Origin of the sequence: Nocardioides sp. NPDC057577 (assembly GCF_042801335.1) — a bacterium.
Taxonomy (GTDB): domain Bacteria; phylum Actinomycetota; class Actinomycetes; order Propionibacteriales; family Nocardioidaceae; genus Nocardioides.
The window spans coordinates 1-16,212 of sequence record NZ_JBHVGB010000019.1 but is presented as its reverse complement, the minus strand read 5'-3'; the positions used below and the strand labels follow the sequence as shown (position 1 = coordinate 16,212).

The window sequence follows — 16,212 nt, the reverse complement described above, 5'->3', positions numbered from 1 at the left end:
CAGTGGGCTTCTTGAACAAGGTCCAGATCAAGACCCCTGAGCAGATCGAGAAGATGCGTAGGGCCGGCCTCGTGGTCGGCGAGACGCTCGAGGTGCTCCGGGCCGCCGCGCGGCCCGGAGTCACCACATCCGAGCTCGACGCCATCGCCGAGGACTCGATCCGGTCCCGGGGTGGCGTCCCGTCGTTCAAGGGCTACCACGGCTTCCCGGGCTCGATCTGTGCCTCGGTCGACGAAGTGGTGGTCCACGGCATCCCGGGTTCCCGAGTGCTCCAGGACGGCGACATCATCTCCATCGACTGCGGCGCCATCGTCGAGGGCTGGCACGGCGATGCCGCGATCACGGTGGCCATGGGCTCGGTGTCCGAGGAGGTCTCCGAGCTGATGCGTGTCACCGAGGAGTCCATGTGGCACGGCATCGCCGCTGCCCGCCTGGGCGGACGGGTCACCGACATCTCGCACGCCATCGAGACCTACGTCGACTCCCAGGGCGACTACGGCATCCTCGAGGACTTCAGCGGCCACGGCATCGGCACCGAGATGCACATGGAGCCGTCGGTGTTCAACTACGGCAAGCCCGGCAAGGGCCCCAAGCTGCAGCGTGGCATCGCGCTCGCCGTCGAGCCGATGCTCACCCTCGGTGGCCCCGAGGTCACCACCCTGGACGACGACTGGACCGTCGTGACCGACGACGGCTCCTGGGCGGCCCACTTCGAGCACACCTTCGCGCTCACCTCCGACGGCGCCTGGGTGCTCACCGCGCTCGACGGTGGCGAGGAGATGCTCGGCAAGCTCGGTGTGCCCTGGGGCGGTCACTGAGCCGCGGCATGACCGAGATCGTGCGCTTCGCGGCAGTGGCCGAGGTCGACGCCGATCTCGGGCTGCTCACAGCCGCGGAGCGGGCGCGTCACGAACGGCTGGTCGCCGATGCCGACAAGCAGGCGTACGCCGCCGCGCACGTCCTCGTCCGCGAGTGCGCCGCGGAGCTGGTGGGCGCTGAGCGCAAGGAGATCGTGATCGAGCAGCGCTGCGCTCGTTGCGGCAGTGCCGAGCACGGCGCGCCGTCGGTGGCAGGTGCGGCAGCGATCCGAGTGAGCCTCAGTCACACCCGCGGCCAGGTCGCCGCGGTCGCAGCCGGCCGGCGCTGCGGCATCGACGTGGAGAAGGTCTCGCGCGGACCCGATCGGGCGCTCTCGCCGCGCGAGGCGGCCTGGGTCGTGGGGCAGGAGGACGCTGCGTACGCGTTCACGCGGTTGTGGGTGCGCAAGGAGGCGTTGGTCAAGGCCGGCCACGGGAGCATGGCGGCTGCGCAGCGCCTCGACGTCCTCGACGGCGGGGTCCCGGCGGACCAGGTCGGGGAGATCCGACTCACCCAGTGGGAGGGCCCCGGACTCCTCGGCGCGGTCGCGATCTGTGCCGACATGCGGACCGAAAACTGCTAGGAACCTGATAGGAAACTGAGCGATTGCCGCCTATCCGAGGCTTTGACTAGCGGATATGCGACATCACCTGTCAGTTGACAGAGAAAGGGACCTCGGCATCTCGCGTGCGGCCCCGACTGTGAGTAACTTGGTCAGCCCGCGGGGACAGAGAGAGCCCCGTGCTCGGGAGGAAGAACCGGATGAGTACGCAGTTGCGACCACCAACGGCCGTGCGACCCAATCCATCAGCACGGACGCGAAGCGCGATCATCGACCGCCTCAGTCCTGAGGACATCGACATGTTCTGGGACCAGATCGCCACCTCGCTCCCGCTTGTCGAGGAGACAGGCGCCGGCGCCGCGGACGACGAGGTGATCGTCACCTTCTGCTGGCGCGATGACGAAGCCGAAGAGGTGCTCCTCTTCGCCAACCGGCTGACCGACGAGCGTCATCTCGCCGAGACGATGCTCGAGCGGAAGGCCGGCACCGACCTGTGGCACGCCTCGTTCCTGATGAAGGGCGACTGGCGGGCGTCGTACTCCTTCCTGTGCAAGCACTCCGGTGAGCCGGCCCCGTGGGAGAGCGAGGGCCAGGTCGAGCTGCGTGCCGTGCTGCACCGCGGCTACCTCGACCCGCTCAACCCCGACTGGTGCCACAACCGGCAGGGCACCAAGCAGTCGGTGGTCTCGCTGCCGGATGCTCCGCTGCAGCCGTGGCTGTTCCGGCGCGACGACGTCGTCGCCGGCACCGTGACGCTGGAAGTGGGTCCTGACGGTCGCGACGTCTGGCTCTACGACCCCGCCGGTGCCGGTCTCAACGTCGACCTGCCGCTCGTGGTCGCCCTCGACGGTGAGATCTGGACCGACCACCACTCGCTGCCGACCACGCTCGACAACCTGATCGCCGACGGCCACCTCCGCCACGTACGCTGCGTCCTGCCCGCCTCCGGCGGCCGCGACAAGCGGTGGGAGGAGCTCGCCGGAGGTGAGGGTGCCGACTACATCGTCAACCAGCTGCTGCCGTGGGTGCGGGAGCGTCGCGCGGTCTCCGAGGAGACCTACGTCGTGGGCCAGAGCCTCGGCGGCGTCACCGCGCTGCGTGCCGGACTGACCTATCCCGAGCACATCCACGGTGTTGCCAGCCAGTCGGCCTCGCTGTGGCTCGATGACCTCGCGGACGCGGTCACGGCGGAGGCGAAGACCCGTGTGCACCTGGCGCACGGCACCCAGGAGTGGGTCCTCGACGAGCTCCACCACGACCTCGTCGACCGTCTCCGTGCCGCCGGGGTCGACGTCACCTCCGCCGAGCACAACGGTGGCCACGACTACGCCTGGTGGCGCTCGGCCGTCGCCGACGGCCTGCGCGCGCTGCTGCCACCGGAATAAGCGACCCCTCGGACGGGGTTGAGACCTCACGTGAAGCTGAGCGTTCTCGACCTCGTCCCGGTCCGCAAGGACCAGTCCTCCGCAGATGCCCTGGCCGCGACGCTGTCGTTGGCGAAGGTGGCCGACGAGCTCGGGTTCGAGCGCTACTGGCTCGCCGAGCACCACAACATGCCGGCGGTCGGGTCGACGAACCCGCCGGTGCTGATCTCACTGGTGGCCGGCGCGACCGAGCGGATCCGGGTCGGGTCCGGGGGAGTGATGCTGCCCAACCATGCACCGCTGGTGGTGGCTGAGCAGTTCTCGCTGCTCGAGGCGGCGTTCCCGGGACGGATCGACCTCGGCATCGGCCGTGCGCCGGGGACGGACCCGGTGACCTCCTGGGCACTGCGTCACGGCGCCGGTGGCGTGAGCGAGGACGCGGTCAACCGCTTCCCGGAGTACCTCGACAACATCGTCGCGATGATGGCGCCGGAAGGCGTCGGGCTGATGGCCGGAGGCCGCCAGCACGTCCTGCACGCGACCCCGTCGGCCGCGTCCGTCGCCGAGCTCTGGCTGCTCGGCTCCTCCGACTACTCCGCGCGCCTGGCTGCCGAGAAGGGCCTGCCCTATGTCTTCGCCCACCACTTCGCGGGCAACGGCACCGACACCAAGGCGATGATCGAGCTCTACCGCTCGACCTTCCAGCCCTCCGAGCTCCTCAGCGAGCCCAAGACGTTCCTGACCGTGAACGCGAGCGTGGCCGAGACCTCCGAGGAGGCCGAGCGCCGGGCCCTGCCGCAGCTGCTGACGATGCTGAAGCTGCGCACCGGTCAGCCGCTGACCGCGCAGCCCAGCATCGACGAGGCCGAGAAGACGGAGATCCCCGAGGCCCACCAGGGGCTGGTCGAGACGATGCGCGGCCGTTGGATCATCGGCGATGCCGCGTACGCGAAGGCTCGCCTGGCCGGGATGGCCGAGGAGTACGGCGTGGACGAGGTCATGGTGAACCCGGTCGGATCGGCGTACGAGGGGACGGACCCGCGCACCGCGCCGGCCCGTGAGGAGACCCTGCGGCTGCTGGCCAGGTGAGTTGGGCGGCCGCGTAGGATCGGGCCACCTCGTCGCGAGCGGACGGCGCGCCTGAGCCACTTGGGACGAGGGACCTAGGACACTGTCTGCTTCTGGGCGCGTAACTCTGCGCTCGCGCGCCGGTTGTGCCAGTCTGATCAACGCTCTGTTTCCTTCTCCACATTTGAAAGTGCCGCCTCATGACACGCTGGAGCCTGCGCTGGTTGAAGCGCCGGGGGCCCCAGACTGCGACGCTCGCTGAGCAGTCAGATCCGGGTCTTGCTCGCTCGTTCCCTCCGACCGGGGGGCTGGCCCTGCCTTTCTCTCCGGTGCCATCGAACCCCGCCATGCCACCGACCTCGTCCACGCCGATCTCGTCCACACCACCTCCCCTCCAGGAGGACGAGGACGAGGCCTGGCCCGAGATCATGGAGCAGTTCGGGCTCCACCTGATCAGCCTGGCCGAGCAGATGCGCATCTCGCTCGACGGGCTCGAGGCAGACGAGGACGACCCCGATCGCTTGAAGCAGCTCTACGAGGTCGACCACGCCGTCACCCGCATGCGCCGCGCGACCCGCGACATGCGCACCCTCGCCGGCCGCGCCGAGGATGAGATGGGTGGCATCGACACCTCGCTGCTGGACATCATCCGGATGGCGCTGTCGGGCATCGAGCGCTACAACCAGGTCACGATCGGCCGGGTGAGCGAGCTCGCCGTCATCGGCTACGCCGCCGACGACGTCTCCTGCCTGATCGCCGCGCTGCTCGACAACGCGACCAAGTACTCCCCGGGTGCGGTGACCGTCAACGTCCACCTGGCCGACGCCGGGGACGTGCTGTTCCGCATCGAGGACACCGGCATTGGCATCCCGGAGCGGTCGGTGGGTCGCCTCAACGCGCTGCTCGCGGGCCCGATCGTGGAGCTGGTCAGCAAGTCCGGGAGCCACACCGGCTTCCCGGTGGTGCACCGGATCGCGCGCAGGTACGACATCGACGTACGTCTCGCCACCCGCCCCGCGCCCGGCAACGGGATGATCGCGATGGTGACAGTGCCCGCCCAGCTCCTGTGTGAGGTGCCGGTCACCCCGCTCGAACCGGCCGAGCTGCCGCGGACCTCGAGTGCGAGCAGCGTCGCGGTCCTGCCTCCCGCCCCGCGGCGGCGCCGTGGACCCGAGTCCATGCCGCAGCCGGCCGCCCGGCCCGTGCGGCGAGAGCTGCGTCCGTCCACGCTCGAGCCGGTGCGCCGGCCGATGCCGCCGACCGAGCAGGCTGCGCCGCAGACCGGGCAACAGCCCGCGCTGCGACAGCCTCTGCAGCAGCCGGCGGCCCAGTTCGCGCCGGCGCCCAGCGAGCAGCCGTCGCCGGATCTCGCCACCGACACCATGAAGACGTCGATCCCGCTCCCTGGCGAGACGGATGGGACGGATGAGACGAATGAGGCCTCCGTGCCCGCTGAACAGAGCAGCCCAGTAGAGTCAGGCGCGCTCCCGCGCCGGGAGCCGGTCAGCCTGCGCAGCAAGCAGACCGTGCCCGAAGCAGCCGCTGGACCGCAGCCGGATGAGTCCTCGCCCGAGGACCAGTCGGCGGCCCGGCACTCCTTCGCCGACGATCTCGACGCGTTCTCCCTTGGTAGCTAAGCCCCAGCAGTGAAAGGAACCCTTTCGTAATGGAAAGCCCGGTCGTCCCCCGCGACCCCAAGGAATTCAGCTGGCTGATCGACAACTTCGCCAGCTCCACCCCGGGTGTGACCCATGCGCTCATCGTCTCCTCCGACGGACTCCCGCTGATCGGTGCCGGCGGCATGTCCGCCAACGTCGCCGACCCGCTCGCCGCGATGACGGCGGGAGTGATCAGTCTCGGCAACAACATCGCGCGCGAGGTCGGTGAGCCCGGCTGTGACCAGGTGATGCTGAAGTTCCACACCGGACACTTCCTCTTCATGGGCATCGGTGACCTCGCGGGCTTCGCCGTCCTCGTCGGCGCCGGAGCCAACCTGGGCGTCGTCGCCCACAAGATGGCCCAGATGGTCGACGCCGTGGGCCACGTACTCACTCCCCAGATGCGCGACGAGCTGCGCCAGATGACGGTCAGCTCGATGGCGGGGGAGCGCGCGTGAGTGTAAACCCGTGGGTACGTCCTTATGTGCTCACCGGCGGCCGCACCAGGACCAACCACCAGCTGTACGTGCACACGCTGGTCTCTGCGGCGCACTTCGACGCGCGCGCGGCCGCCAAGCTGACGCCCGAGTCGCGCCGGCTCTACGACCGCGTACGGCTCGGTCCACAGTCGGTCGCGGAGCTGTCCGCGCATTGCGGGATCTCACTCGGGGTGACGCGCGTGCTGCTCGAGGACCTGGCCTCGACCGAGCACCTGCAGATCAACGAGGGGGCTTACGACTCCCCGTTCGACCACCGTCTGTTGAAGAGAGTTATCGATGGCCTTTCCGAGCTCGGCTGACCGCCCGGCACTGACCGTCACCTCCGCCAAGATCGTGGTCGCCGGGGGTTTCGGCGTCGGGAAGTCGACCCTGGTCGCCTCGGTCTCGGAGATCCCGCCGGTCAACACCGAGGCGTGGATGACGCAGGCCGGTGAGTCGGTGGACCCGCTCTCGGACTCGAGCGCCAAGACGACCACCACTGTCGCGATGGACTTCGGGCGGGTCACCCTCGCGCCCGATCTGCTGCTCTACCTGTTCGGCACCCCGGGCCAGCCCCGGTTCTGGCCGATGTGGGACGACCTGTGCCGAGGCGCCAGCGGCGCCGTCGTCCTCGTCGACACCCGCCGGCTCGACGGGTCCTTCCCGGCGGTCAACTACTTCGAGAACGACACCGACGTCCCGTTCATCGTGGCGGTCAACCTGTTCGACGGGCAGCTGACCCACTCGCTGGAGAAGGTGCGCGACGCGCTCTGTCTCGACGAGCGGACGCCACTGGTGACCGTGGATGCCCGCGACCGCAGGTCGACGGCCAAGACGTTGGTCGCCTGCCTGTCGCACACGATGAAAAACACCCCCACACGCGCCTGAGCCCGGAGGCGTCCCCACTCCGAAGGAGTTTCATTGCGCAAGATCCTGATCGTCGGCGCCGGACAGGCGGGCATGCAGCTCGCTCTCAGCCTCCAGGCCGAGGGCTATGAGGTGACGGTCATGTCCGCGCGTACGCCCGACGAGCTGCGCCACGGCTGGCCGATGTCGACCCAGGTCATGTTCGACCCTGCGCTTGCCTACGAGCGCGTCTACGACCTCAACCTCTGGGAGGACGAGGCGCCCCGCATCCCCGCGGTCGGCATCTCGGTCAGCCCGGAGCCCGGCGTGCGCGCGCTCAAGTTCGACGGGCCCTGGGAGCCGTACGCCATGTCCGTCGACCAGCGCCTGAAGATGTCCGCCTGGCTCGAGCTGTTCGAGGACCGGGGCGGCCGGATCATCTATCACCCGGTGATGACCTCCGACCTCGCCGGCCTGTCCTCGATGTACGAGCTGACCCTGATCGCTGCCGGCAAGGGCGAGATCGTCGAGCTGTTCGACCGTGACCCGGTCCGGTCCAAGTACGACACCCCCGGCCGTGCGCTCTCGGCCATCTACCTCCACGGCATGGTCGAGCCCGACGACTTCCCGGCCGGGAGCATGCGGATCAACGTCGCGCCCGGCGTGGGGGAGCTTTTCGTGATCAGCGCCCTGACCCAGGCCGGGCCGAGCCGGGTCGCGTTCGTCGAGGCGATCCCCGACGGCCCCTTCGACTGCTTCTGGGACCGTCCGCGTCCCGACGAGCACCTGCGCCGGCTGCAGCACGTGATGCTCGAGCACATGCCGTGGGAGGGCGAGCTGATGCTCGACTGCGAACCCACCGACGCCCGTGCTTCGCTCTCGGGCGCGTTCACCGGCATGATCCGCAAGCCGTACGCAGAGGTCGGGGACGGAGCGTACGTCTTCGGCATGGGCGACGTCGTCGTGGTCAACGACCCGATCGCGGGCCAGGGGTCCAACAACGCCGCCCACTGCGCCGGCATCTACACCCAGGCGATCCTCGATCGCGGCGACCTGCCGTTCGACCCCGCCTGGATGCGGGCGACCTTCGAGACCTTCTGGGAGACCCGTGCCCAGCACTCGACCGGCCTGACCGACGCGCTGCTCAACCCGCTGCCCGACCACGTGCAGCAGGTGCTCGGCGCGGCCACCCAGCATCAGGCGGTGGCGGACCGGTTTACCCGGCTGTTCCCGCACCCCGAGGATCTCGGGCCGTTCCTCGGTGACCCGGAGGTGGCGCTCGCGTACGTCGCGGAGGTCGCTCAGGCCGACGCGGCGGCCAGGGCCTGAGCGAGCGTCAGCGAGCGACCCGAAGGTTCAAGCCGCCACGTCCGTATTCATCGCATTGCTCTACGGATGTGGCAGCTTGACGATTAGGGCATTGCTGTTCTAGGGGTCTAGGCTTGGTAGTCGGTCCAACGTGGGTCTGTCTCGTCGTGCCTCGCGGCTGCCCGGTCAGCGCGCTTCTGTGCGCTCGCGGGTGAGACATGCAGATGGCTTCACGAGGTCCACTCCGAGTTCTCGGAGAGGTTCCCGGACCGCCCGCGGGTCATCCGATCCGTGGTTTGAACGGTAGATGACCGACCAACAGATTGCAGAGGGCATGCCGAAGAAAGAAGGCGTGATCGAGATCGAGGGCACCGTAGTGGAGGCCCTCCCCAACGCCATGTTCCGTGTGGAGCTGAGCAACGGACACAAGGTTCTCGCCCACATCAGCGGCAAGATGCGACAGCACTACATCCGGATCCTTCCCGAGGACCGCGTGGTGGTGGAGCTGTCTCCCTACGACCTGACCCGCGGTCGGATCGTCTACCGGTACAAGTAAGCCGGTCTAGACAAAGAAAGGGCTGACATGAAGGTCAACCCGAGCGTCAAGAAGATCTGTGACAAGTGCAAGGTGATCCGTCGCCACGGCCGCGTCATGGTGATCTGCGAGAACCCGCGCCACAAGCAGCGCCAGGGCTGAGTCCCTTTCTCGCGCACAACTGAATATTCGCATCGAGTCGCTAGGAGGCGTACGCCTCCGAAGCACCTCCGGTTCAGAGGCCGGAGCCCGAGGGTGCCACCCCGGGGCGCGACCCGAACGACACCTCTGACGAACGAGAAGGAACGACATGGCACGCCTCCAAGGTGTTGACCTTCCGCGCGACAAGCGCGTGGAGATCGCTCTCACCTACATCTACGGCATCGGCCGTACCACCTCGCAGAAGCTCCTCGAGGCCACCGGCGTCAACCCGAACACCCGGGTGCACGCTCTGGCTGAGGACGAGCTGGTCAAGCTCCGTGACGAGATCGAAGCCCAGGGCATCCAGACCGAGGGTGACCTCCGTCGCGAGGTCCAGGCTGACATCCGTCGCAAGATCGAGATCGGCAGCTACCAGGGTCGCCGCCACCGTCAGGGCCTTCCGGTCCGCGGCCAGCGGACCAAGACCAACGCGCGTACCCGCAAGGGCCCGAAGCGCACCGTCGCCGGCAAGAAGAAGGCCAAGTGATCCGACGCCTGTACCGGATTCTTCCGGGCAGCGTTGATCCGGCTTTCGCCTCGATCTCACAGACCAGCCAACACAGGAGTTAATGCATGCCTCCGAAGACCCGACAGGGTGCGACGAAGGTTCGTCGCAAGGAGAAGAAGAACGTCGCTCAGGGCGAGGCCCACATCAAGAGCACGTTCAACAACACGATCGTCACGATCACCGACCCGACCGGTGCGGTGATCTCGTGGGCCTCGGCCGGCACCGTCGGTTTCAAGGGCTCGCGTAAGTCCACCCCGTTCGCCGCTCAGATGGCCGCCGAGGCCGCTGGCCGCCGCGCGATGGACCACGGCATGAAGAAGATCGACGTCTTCGTCAAGGGCCCGGGCTCGGGCCGCGAGACCGCGATCCGTTCCCTGGGTGCGATCGGCCTCGAGGTCGGCACCATCCAGGACGTCACGCCGGCCCCGCACAACGGTTGCCGTCCGCCCAAGCGCCGTCGCGTTTGATCCCCACCGAGACATAGAAGGAGACTGAAGAGTAATGGCCCGTTACACCGGACCCATGACCCGCAAGTCGCGCCGTCTCGGTGTCGACCTTGTCGGCAACGACGCGGCGTTCGAGAAGCGCCCCTACCCTCCCGGCCAGCACGGCCGCGGCCGCATCAAGGAGAGCGAGTACCTCCTCCAGCTTCGTGAGAAGCAGAAGGCTCGCTTCACCTACGGCGTGATGGAGAAGCAGTTCGCTTCCTACTACGCCGAGGCCCACCGTCGCGGTGGCAAGACCGGCGACAACCTCCTGGTGCTCCTCGAGGGCCGCCTGGACAACGTCGTCTACCGTGCCGGCTTCGCCCGCACCCGCCGCCAGGCCCGCCAGCTGGTCGTTCACGGCCACTTCCTGGTCAACGGCAAGAAGGTCAACGTGCCTTCGTTCCAGGTCTCGGCTCACGACGTCATCGACGTTCGCGAGAAGTCCCTGGAGATGACCCCGTTCATCGTGGCTCGCGAGACCCACGGCGAGCGCGTCGTCCCCGCGTGGATCGAGGCCGTGCCGTCGCGCATGCGCATCCTGATCCACCAGCTTCCGGTCCGGGCGCAGATCGATGTCCCGGTCCAGGAGCAGCTGATCGTCGAGTACTACTCGAAGCTCTGATCAACCCTCAGCAGTAACCACGGCGAGTCCCCGGCGTTCAACTTCATACGAAGTCGTACGCCGGGGCCTTGCCAGCCCCACAGCCTTCCGTCATCACCCCTTGAAGTTCGGGTCCGTCAAATAGCGGTCGGCCCGGAAAGGACAAATCAGTGCTTATCGCACAGCGCCCCACCCTGTCGGAAGAGTCCGTCGAGGAGTTCCGCTCCCGCTTCGTGATCGAGCCCCTCGAGCCGGGCTTCGGTTACACGCTGGGCAACTCTCTTCGGCGCACCCTGCTCTCCTCGATCCCCGGTGCTTCGGTCACCTCGATCAAGATCGACGGCGTTCTCCACGAGTTCTCGACCATCGAGGGCGTCAAGGAGGATGTCACCGAGATCATCCTCAACCTCAAGGGTCTGGTCGTCTCCTCCGAGCACGACGAGCCCGTCACCATGTACCTGCGCAAGTCCGGCGCCGGTGACGTCACCGCTGCCGACATCGCGCCGCCCGCCGGTGTCGAGGTGCACAACCCCGACCTGAAGATCGCGACCCTGTCCGACAAGGGCAAGATCGAGCTCGAGCTCGTGGTCGAGCGTGGCCGCGGCTATGTCTCCGCCGTCCAGAACAAGGGCGCCGAGAACGAGATCGGCCGCATCCCGGTCGACTCGATCTACTCGCCGGTCCTCAAGGTCAGCTACAAGGTCGAGGCGACTCGTGTCGAGCAGCGTACCGACTTCGACAAGCTCGTCATCGACGTCGAGACCAAGCCGTCGATCGCTCCCCGTGACGCGATCGCCTCGGCCGGTAAGACCCTGGTCGAGCTCTTCGGTCTGGCCCGCGAGCTGAACGTCGACGCCGAGGGCATCGACATCGGCCCGTCGCCGGTCGACGAGCAGCTCGCCGCTGACCTCGCCCTCCCGGTCGAGGACCTGCAGCTGACCGTTCGCTCCTACAACTGCCTCAAGCGTGAGGGCATCCACACCGTGGGTGAGCTCATCTCGCGCTCGGAGCAGGACCTGCTCGACATCCGCAACTTCGGCGCCAAGTCGATCGACGAGGTCAAGCTGAAGCTGCACGAGATGGGCCTGTCCCTCAAGGACAGCGCTCCGGGCTTCGACCCGTCCGCCGCCCTCGCCGCCTACGGCGACGATGACGACGACGCGTTCGTCGAGGACGAGCAGTACTGAGTTTCCACCAAACCGCCCCGTGAGGGGCGTCTACCCCGGTACCTGATACGGCCGGAGAGAAGGAGCAGGCACGATGCCTACCCCGAAGAAGGGTGCCCGTTTCGGCGGTTCGCCCGCGCACCAGAAGCTGATCCTCTCGAACCTCGCCACCGCGCTGTTCGAGAACGGCCGCATCACCACCACCGAGGCCAAGGCTCGGCACCTCCGCCCCGTCGCGGAGAAGCTGATCACCAAGGCCAAGAAGGGTGACCTGCACAACCGTCGCGAGGTCCTCAAGACCATCCGCGACAAGTCGGTCGTGCACACCCTCTTCACCGAGATCGCCGAGCAGTTCTCGGAGCGTCCGGGTGGCTACACCCGGATCACCAAGATCGGTCCCCGCAAGGGCGACAACGCTCCGATGGCTGTGATCGAGCTCGTCAACGAGGCCTACGAGCCGAAGACCAAGGCTGCTCCGGCTGCCGCGGCTCCGGTTGCCGCCCCCGTTGAGGAGAAGGTCGAGGAGACCCCGGTCGAGGAGACCGAGGTCGTCGAGACCGAGGCTGCCGAGGAGGCTCCCGCTGCGGAGACCACCGAGGACGAGGCCAAGGCCTGATCTGGTTCTGAACTGTGGCCCGTCACCCGCGAGGGTGACGGGCCACTGTCATCTCCCGACTGTCACTGCCCGGCGGTCTGCTCGGTGCGGGCCAAGAGCCAGCAGATGACCCCGCCCAGGACCATGACCACGGTCGTCGCGACGGTCGAGAGGGCCGAGAGCAGCTGCGCGGCGGCGATGTTGTCGAGCGACATGGCGGGCGCCAGCACGAGCGACAGCGGAACCTGCACCACGATGAGCAGCACGTAGGTGATGGGCAGCCCGATCAGCCACCGCCGGCCGGTCCAGGCGGCACATCCCCAGCCGGCCAGGACCAGCATGAGGAACATCGGCGAGAGGAAGCCGATGACGGCCGGGTTGTAGAAGTCCAGCAGCCGGACGAACCCGTACCAGAACACCGTGCTCAACAGCCAGGAGAGCATCGGCAGCACGATGCCGAGGATCCGGCCCGTCGGGGTGCGAGCGATGTACGCGGCGCCACCTGCGACCACGGCGTACAGCAGCGCGTTGAGCACGATGGTTACGACGTTGGAGACGGACATGCTCGCGATCGTGCCTCCGAGGAAGTACGTCAGGAGGAAGCCGATCAGGGCGATCGCGATCTGCAGGATCAGCACCGCCACGATCACGAAGATGGTGGCACCCATGGTCGATCGAGGGGCGGAGCCGGTGAGGTGGGTCGGCGGCGACGGCGAAGGGGGCGGTGGGGGAGGAGGCGCGGCGTAGCTCATGGCAGGCAGCCTGCCGGAGCCGCTGCGCACCTGACCACCCCTATTCCGAGCGGGACTGTCAGAGGCCCGTGAGGAACGCGGTGCCGTCGAGAGAGCCGGGTTCTGCGCCGGTGCGGGCGATGTCGTGGACCGCGCGCTGGATGGCCTCGTTGGCGGGCGTCGGGACACCGTGGAGGCGACCGAGCAGCACGATCTCGCCGGAGAGGTAGTCGATCTCGACGCCGGTGCCGCGGGTGAGGCTCTGCCAGGTCGAGCTGTTGTTGGCATGGCCGCGGCCGGTGATGTGGCCGGCCCGCCGGGCCCGGTCCTGGTCGGCGGTCACGACGTCGATGCCGGCGGCGGCGAGGGCGGTCTCCGCCTCGGCCAGGCAGCGGGCGTAGATCTCCTCGTCGCTGGAGCCGGGGGCGATCGCGGCGTTGACGCCGTTGCCGAGGTTGTTGAGGAGCTTGCGGTGCTTCCAGGCCATGATGTCGGCGCGCGGCTCGCTCAGGAACCCTGCCTTGACCAGGTCGTTCGCGATCGCCGTGGTGACTTCGTCGACGCCGGTGGGGTAGCGGCCGATGTCCAGGACGCCGGGCTTGTTGCCGGAGTCCTGGACGACGGCGCCCGGGGTCAGGAAGGTGGCGGGAAGGATGACATGGATGGCGTACGTCCGGGCGAACCGCCGCAGGATCCGGGGCTCGTTCGCGACGCCGTTCTGCAGGGAGACGACCGGTGTGCCCGGCGGGGCGTACGCCGCCAGGTCCTCGAGCGCGGCCTCGGTCTGCTGGCCCTTGACGCTGAGGAGCACGACGGTGTCCTCGGTCCAGACGACCTCACCGGCGTCGCCGACGGCGGGTACGTCGAGGGTCAGCACGCCGTCGGGGGTGTCGAGGCTGAGGCCGAGGTCCTGGATCGCGCGGAGGTGCTCACCGCGGGCCACCAGGGTGACCTCGATCCCTGCCCGGTGCAGCAGGCCGCCCACGACGCCGCCGACCGCTCCTGCTCCGAAGATCACATAGCGCATGCGCCGAGTCTGGCAAACGACGTGGTCGCTGCGAGAATGGGGCCGTGCGCATCAGGATCGACCTCGCCTACGACGGCACCACGTTCCACGGCTGGGCGACCCAGCCGGGGCTGCGTACGGTCCAGGGGGAGCTCCAGGGAGCGCTCGCGACCGCGCTGCGCGTGCCGGGCACGGGGGAGCGGTCCCAGGTGTGGGTGACGGTCGCCGGGCGGACGGACTCGGGTGTGCACGCCCGCGGCCAGGTGGCCCACTTCGACATCGACGCCGACGTGCTCGAGTCCTCGCGCGGACGCTCCGAGCAGTCGCCGCTGGCCGCGCTGGTGCGCCGCCTGAACGGGATCCTCCCCGCCGACGTGCGGGTTCGGGCCGCCGTCGAGGCGCCGGTGGGCTTCAACGCCCGGTTCTCGGCGTTGTGGCGACGCTATGTCTACCGGATCGTGGACGACCCGGCGTACGTCGACCCGCTGCTGCGCGGGCACGTGCTCTACCGGACGCGGCCGCTCGACCTGTCGCTGATGAACGTCGCCTCTGCGGATCTCGTCGGGCTCAACGACTTCGCCTCCTTCTGCAAGCCGCGCGAGGGCGCGACCACGATCCGCGACCTGCGCCAGCTCAGCTGGGAACGGCGCCCCGACGGGATCATCGAGGCGACCGTCCTCGCCGACGCCTTCTGCCACTCGATGGTGCGCTCGCTGGTCGGCTGCCTGATGGTGATCGGGGAGGGCCGCAAGGACGTCACCTGGGCCAAGGAGTCGCTGGCCTCGCGCTCGCGGTCCTCGTCGATCCCGATCGCGCCGGCCAACGGGCTGACCCTCGAAGAGGTCGCCTACCCGCCCGACGAACTGCTGGCGGCCCAGCACGAACGCACCATGAACCGCAGAGAGGCGCACGAGGTTGACCGGGACTGACGACGAGCACTACTTCTCCGCCGACCCGTCGGTGCCCTTCGAACGGATCCCCGTCTCGACGACCGTGTGGGACCTCGACCTCTCGCTGGTCTCGGGGTCCGGCGTCTTCGCCAAGGGGCGCCTGGACATCGGCACCTCGGTGCTGTTCAAGGAGACCGAGCCGCCCGCTCTGAAGCCGGGCGCGCGCGTCCTCGACCTCGGCTGCGGCTACGGCGTGATCGGGCTCGCGCTGGGTCTCGCGGTGCCGGAGGCGTACGTCACCGGGGTCGACGTCAACGAGCGCGCCGTCCTGCTGGCCAACGAGAACGCCGCCGCCCTCGGGCTCGGCGACCGCTATCGCGCTGCCGTGCCGGGCGAGGTCGACCCCGCAGTGACGTACGACGAGATCTGGAGCAACCCGCCGATCCGGATCGGCAAGCAGGCCCTCCACGAGCTCCTCCTGACCTGGCTTCCCCGGCTCGCCCCCGGCGGTCGCGCCGTCATGGTCGTCGGCAAGAACCTTGGCGGCGACTCCCTCCAGCGCTGGCTCGGAGAGCAGGGCTTTCCGACCGAGCGCATCGGCAGCGCCAAGGGGTTCCGCGTCCTCGAGACGCGCCGCTCCTGACCTGTCCAGGTGTGGGTTTCCGCCGTTTCGCGCGTTTCGCGGCCGGTCGCGACGGGTGCACTGCGAGACTCCGCCCATGACCAACCCCGCGATGACGACCCCCGTCCTGACGAACCGTGAGCGCTTGGCCCGCTCCTACAAGGCCTGGGGCGTCGCCGCGCTGCTGAGCCTGGTGACGGTGCTGCCCGTCTACCTTGCCGTCACGAGCTCCGGGATCGAGCTGTCGCGGCTGGCGAGTGTGGCGGTGATGGTCGTCGTGGGGCTGATCGGGCCGGTGGTCGGGGCTTATCTGAGCGGGCGTGCCGGGCTGGGGCGGTTCTGCACCGGGATCGCCTTCGTGATCATCGCGACCCCGATGACGAGCCTGCCGCTGCTGGCGATCCCGGCGTACATCCTGGCCCCATGGATCGCCGTGGCGATCACCGAGGAGCCGGCGCCTCAGCGTCAGAACGGCTGAGAGCTCGGGCGGGACCGGAACCTAGGCCGCATCGCCGAGCGCCCTCAGCGACGGCGGACGGGGCGTTGTCCGGGGCGAACGAATCTTCGTTCGCACGCAGGTCAGACCAAGCGACTTCGAGTCAGCGCACTTGGGTATCCGTGCGGATGTACCTTCCGCATTGTTCGGCCAGGCTCGATGGGTGAGCAGACCGAACCCGACTTGGCACGGCAACGTCATCCGTGGTGACGCTCCACCTGAGCCCCCGC

General features: G+C 68.5%; 21 protein-coding genes. 19 read left to right on the top strand and 2 right to left on the bottom strand.

Annotated elements, in window-relative coordinates:
- Positions 1-2: 2 nt before the first annotated feature.
- The 16 genes from map (at position 3) to rplQ (ending at position 12,258) form a co-directional block, all read left to right on the top strand.
- Complete coding sequence (gene map, locus ACFU7D_RS06315) at positions 3-818, top strand: type I methionyl aminopeptidase (RefSeq protein WP_378724854.1); 816 nt, start codon at positions 3-5, stop codon at positions 816-818.
- Between the two features lie 8 nt (positions 819-826).
- The gene (locus ACFU7D_RS06310; RefSeq protein WP_378864728.1) at positions 827-1,441 is read left to right on the top strand and encodes a 4'-phosphopantetheinyl transferase family protein; all 615 of its coding nucleotides are present in this window, start codon (positions 827-829) and stop codon (positions 1,439-1,441) included.
- Positions 1,442-1,719: 278 nt separating this feature from the next.
- A complete protein-coding gene (locus tag ACFU7D_RS06305; RefSeq protein WP_378864725.1) occupies positions 1,720-2,805 on the top strand; it encodes an enterochelin esterase domain-containing protein in 1,086 nt (361 codons plus the stop codon).
- Between the two features lie 30 nt (positions 2,806-2,835).
- Positions 2,836-3,873, top strand: coding sequence for an LLM class flavin-dependent oxidoreductase (locus tag ACFU7D_RS06300; RefSeq protein WP_378724860.1), 1,038 nt, complete (start codon positions 2,836-2,838; stop codon positions 3,871-3,873).
- Between the two features lie 326 nt (positions 3,874-4,199).
- Positions 4,200-5,489, top strand: coding sequence for an ATP-binding protein (locus ACFU7D_RS06295; RefSeq protein ID WP_378864721.1), 1,290 nt, complete (start codon positions 4,200-4,202; stop codon positions 5,487-5,489).
- 29 nt (positions 5,490-5,518) lie between these two features.
- Entirely contained in the window at positions 5,519-5,968 is a 450-nt protein-coding gene (locus ACFU7D_RS06290; RefSeq protein WP_091052410.1) for a roadblock/LC7 domain-containing protein, read from the top strand.
- Positions 5,965-6,309, top strand: coding sequence for a DUF742 domain-containing protein (locus tag ACFU7D_RS06285; protein WP_378724865.1), 345 nt, complete (start codon positions 5,965-5,967; stop codon positions 6,307-6,309). Before ACFU7D_RS06290 ends, ACFU7D_RS06285 begins: the two co-directional genes overlap by 4 nt.
- A 34-nt stretch (positions 6,310-6,343) precedes the next feature.
- Entirely contained in the window at positions 6,344-6,877 is a 534-nt protein-coding gene (locus ACFU7D_RS06280) for an ATP/GTP-binding protein (protein WP_378724886.1), read from the top strand.
- A gap of 33 nt (positions 6,878-6,910) precedes the next feature.
- Positions 6,911-8,164: a styrene monooxygenase/indole monooxygenase family protein gene (locus tag ACFU7D_RS06275; RefSeq protein WP_378724867.1), complete on the top strand. Its 1,254-nt coding sequence runs from the start codon at positions 6,911-6,913 to the stop codon at positions 8,162-8,164.
- Positions 8,165-8,477: 313 nt separating this feature from the next.
- Positions 8,478-8,699, top strand: a complete 222-nt coding sequence (gene infA / locus ACFU7D_RS06270) for a translation initiation factor IF-1 (protein ID WP_011757309.1) — start codon at positions 8,478-8,480, stop codon at positions 8,697-8,699.
- 27 nt (positions 8,700-8,726) lie between these two features.
- Positions 8,727-8,840 carry a 50S ribosomal protein L36 gene (gene rpmJ / locus ACFU7D_RS06265; protein WP_008361054.1) on the top strand — a complete coding sequence of 38 codons (114 nt, stop codon included), beginning with the start codon at positions 8,727-8,729 and terminating at the stop codon, positions 8,838-8,840.
- Positions 8,841-8,988: 148 nt separating this feature from the next.
- Positions 8,989-9,366: a 30S ribosomal protein S13 gene (gene rpsM / locus ACFU7D_RS06260; RefSeq protein WP_008361056.1), complete on the top strand. Its 378-nt coding sequence runs from the start codon at positions 8,989-8,991 to the stop codon at positions 9,364-9,366.
- A gap of 86 nt (positions 9,367-9,452) precedes the next feature.
- Complete coding sequence (rpsK, locus tag ACFU7D_RS06255) at positions 9,453-9,854, top strand: 30S ribosomal protein S11 (RefSeq protein WP_091052417.1); 402 nt, start codon at positions 9,453-9,455, stop codon at positions 9,852-9,854.
- Positions 9,855-9,888: 34 nt separating this feature from the next.
- On the top strand, positions 9,889-10,497 hold the full coding sequence (gene rpsD, locus ACFU7D_RS06250) for a 30S ribosomal protein S4 (RefSeq protein ID WP_357335413.1): 609 nt from the start codon (positions 9,889-9,891) through the stop codon (positions 10,495-10,497).
- A gap of 149 nt (positions 10,498-10,646) precedes the next feature.
- The gene (locus ACFU7D_RS06245) at positions 10,647-11,663 is read left to right on the top strand and encodes a DNA-directed RNA polymerase subunit alpha (protein ID WP_008361061.1); all 1,017 of its coding nucleotides are present in this window, start codon (positions 10,647-10,649) and stop codon (positions 11,661-11,663) included.
- A gap of 73 nt (positions 11,664-11,736) precedes the next feature.
- The gene (gene rplQ, locus ACFU7D_RS06240; RefSeq protein ID WP_378864717.1) at positions 11,737-12,258 is read left to right on the top strand and encodes a 50S ribosomal protein L17; all 522 of its coding nucleotides are present in this window, start codon (positions 11,737-11,739) and stop codon (positions 12,256-12,258) included.
- 62 nt (positions 12,259-12,320) lie between these two features.
- On the opposite strand, the gene ACFU7D_RS06235 is transcribed toward rplQ, so the two are convergent.
- Positions 12,321-12,989, bottom strand: a complete 669-nt coding sequence (locus tag ACFU7D_RS06235; protein ID WP_378864715.1) for a hypothetical protein — start codon at positions 12,987-12,989, stop codon at positions 12,321-12,323.
- Positions 12,990-13,047: 58 nt separating this feature from the next.
- A complete protein-coding gene (locus ACFU7D_RS06230; RefSeq protein ID WP_378864712.1) occupies positions 13,048-13,995 on the bottom strand; it encodes a ketopantoate reductase family protein in 948 nt (315 codons plus the stop codon).
- 44 nt (positions 13,996-14,039) lie between these two features.
- On the opposite strand from ACFU7D_RS06230, the gene truA reads away from it, so the two are divergent.
- The 3 genes from truA to ACFU7D_RS06215 all read left to right on the top strand — a co-directional run bounded on the left by truA (position 14,040) and on the right by ACFU7D_RS06215 (position 15,964).
- Positions 14,040-14,903: a tRNA pseudouridine(38-40) synthase TruA gene (truA, locus tag ACFU7D_RS06225; RefSeq protein WP_378864709.1), complete on the top strand. Its 864-nt coding sequence runs from the start codon at positions 14,040-14,042 to the stop codon at positions 14,901-14,903.
- Positions 14,890-15,507, top strand: coding sequence for a class I SAM-dependent methyltransferase (locus ACFU7D_RS06220; protein WP_378864706.1), 618 nt, complete (start codon positions 14,890-14,892; stop codon positions 15,505-15,507). Before truA ends, ACFU7D_RS06220 begins: the two co-directional genes overlap by 14 nt.
- A 76-nt stretch (positions 15,508-15,583) precedes the next feature.
- Positions 15,584-15,964: a hypothetical protein gene (locus ACFU7D_RS06215; RefSeq protein ID WP_378864703.1), complete on the top strand. Its 381-nt coding sequence runs from the start codon at positions 15,584-15,586 to the stop codon at positions 15,962-15,964.
- Positions 15,965-16,212: the final 248 nt, after the last annotated feature.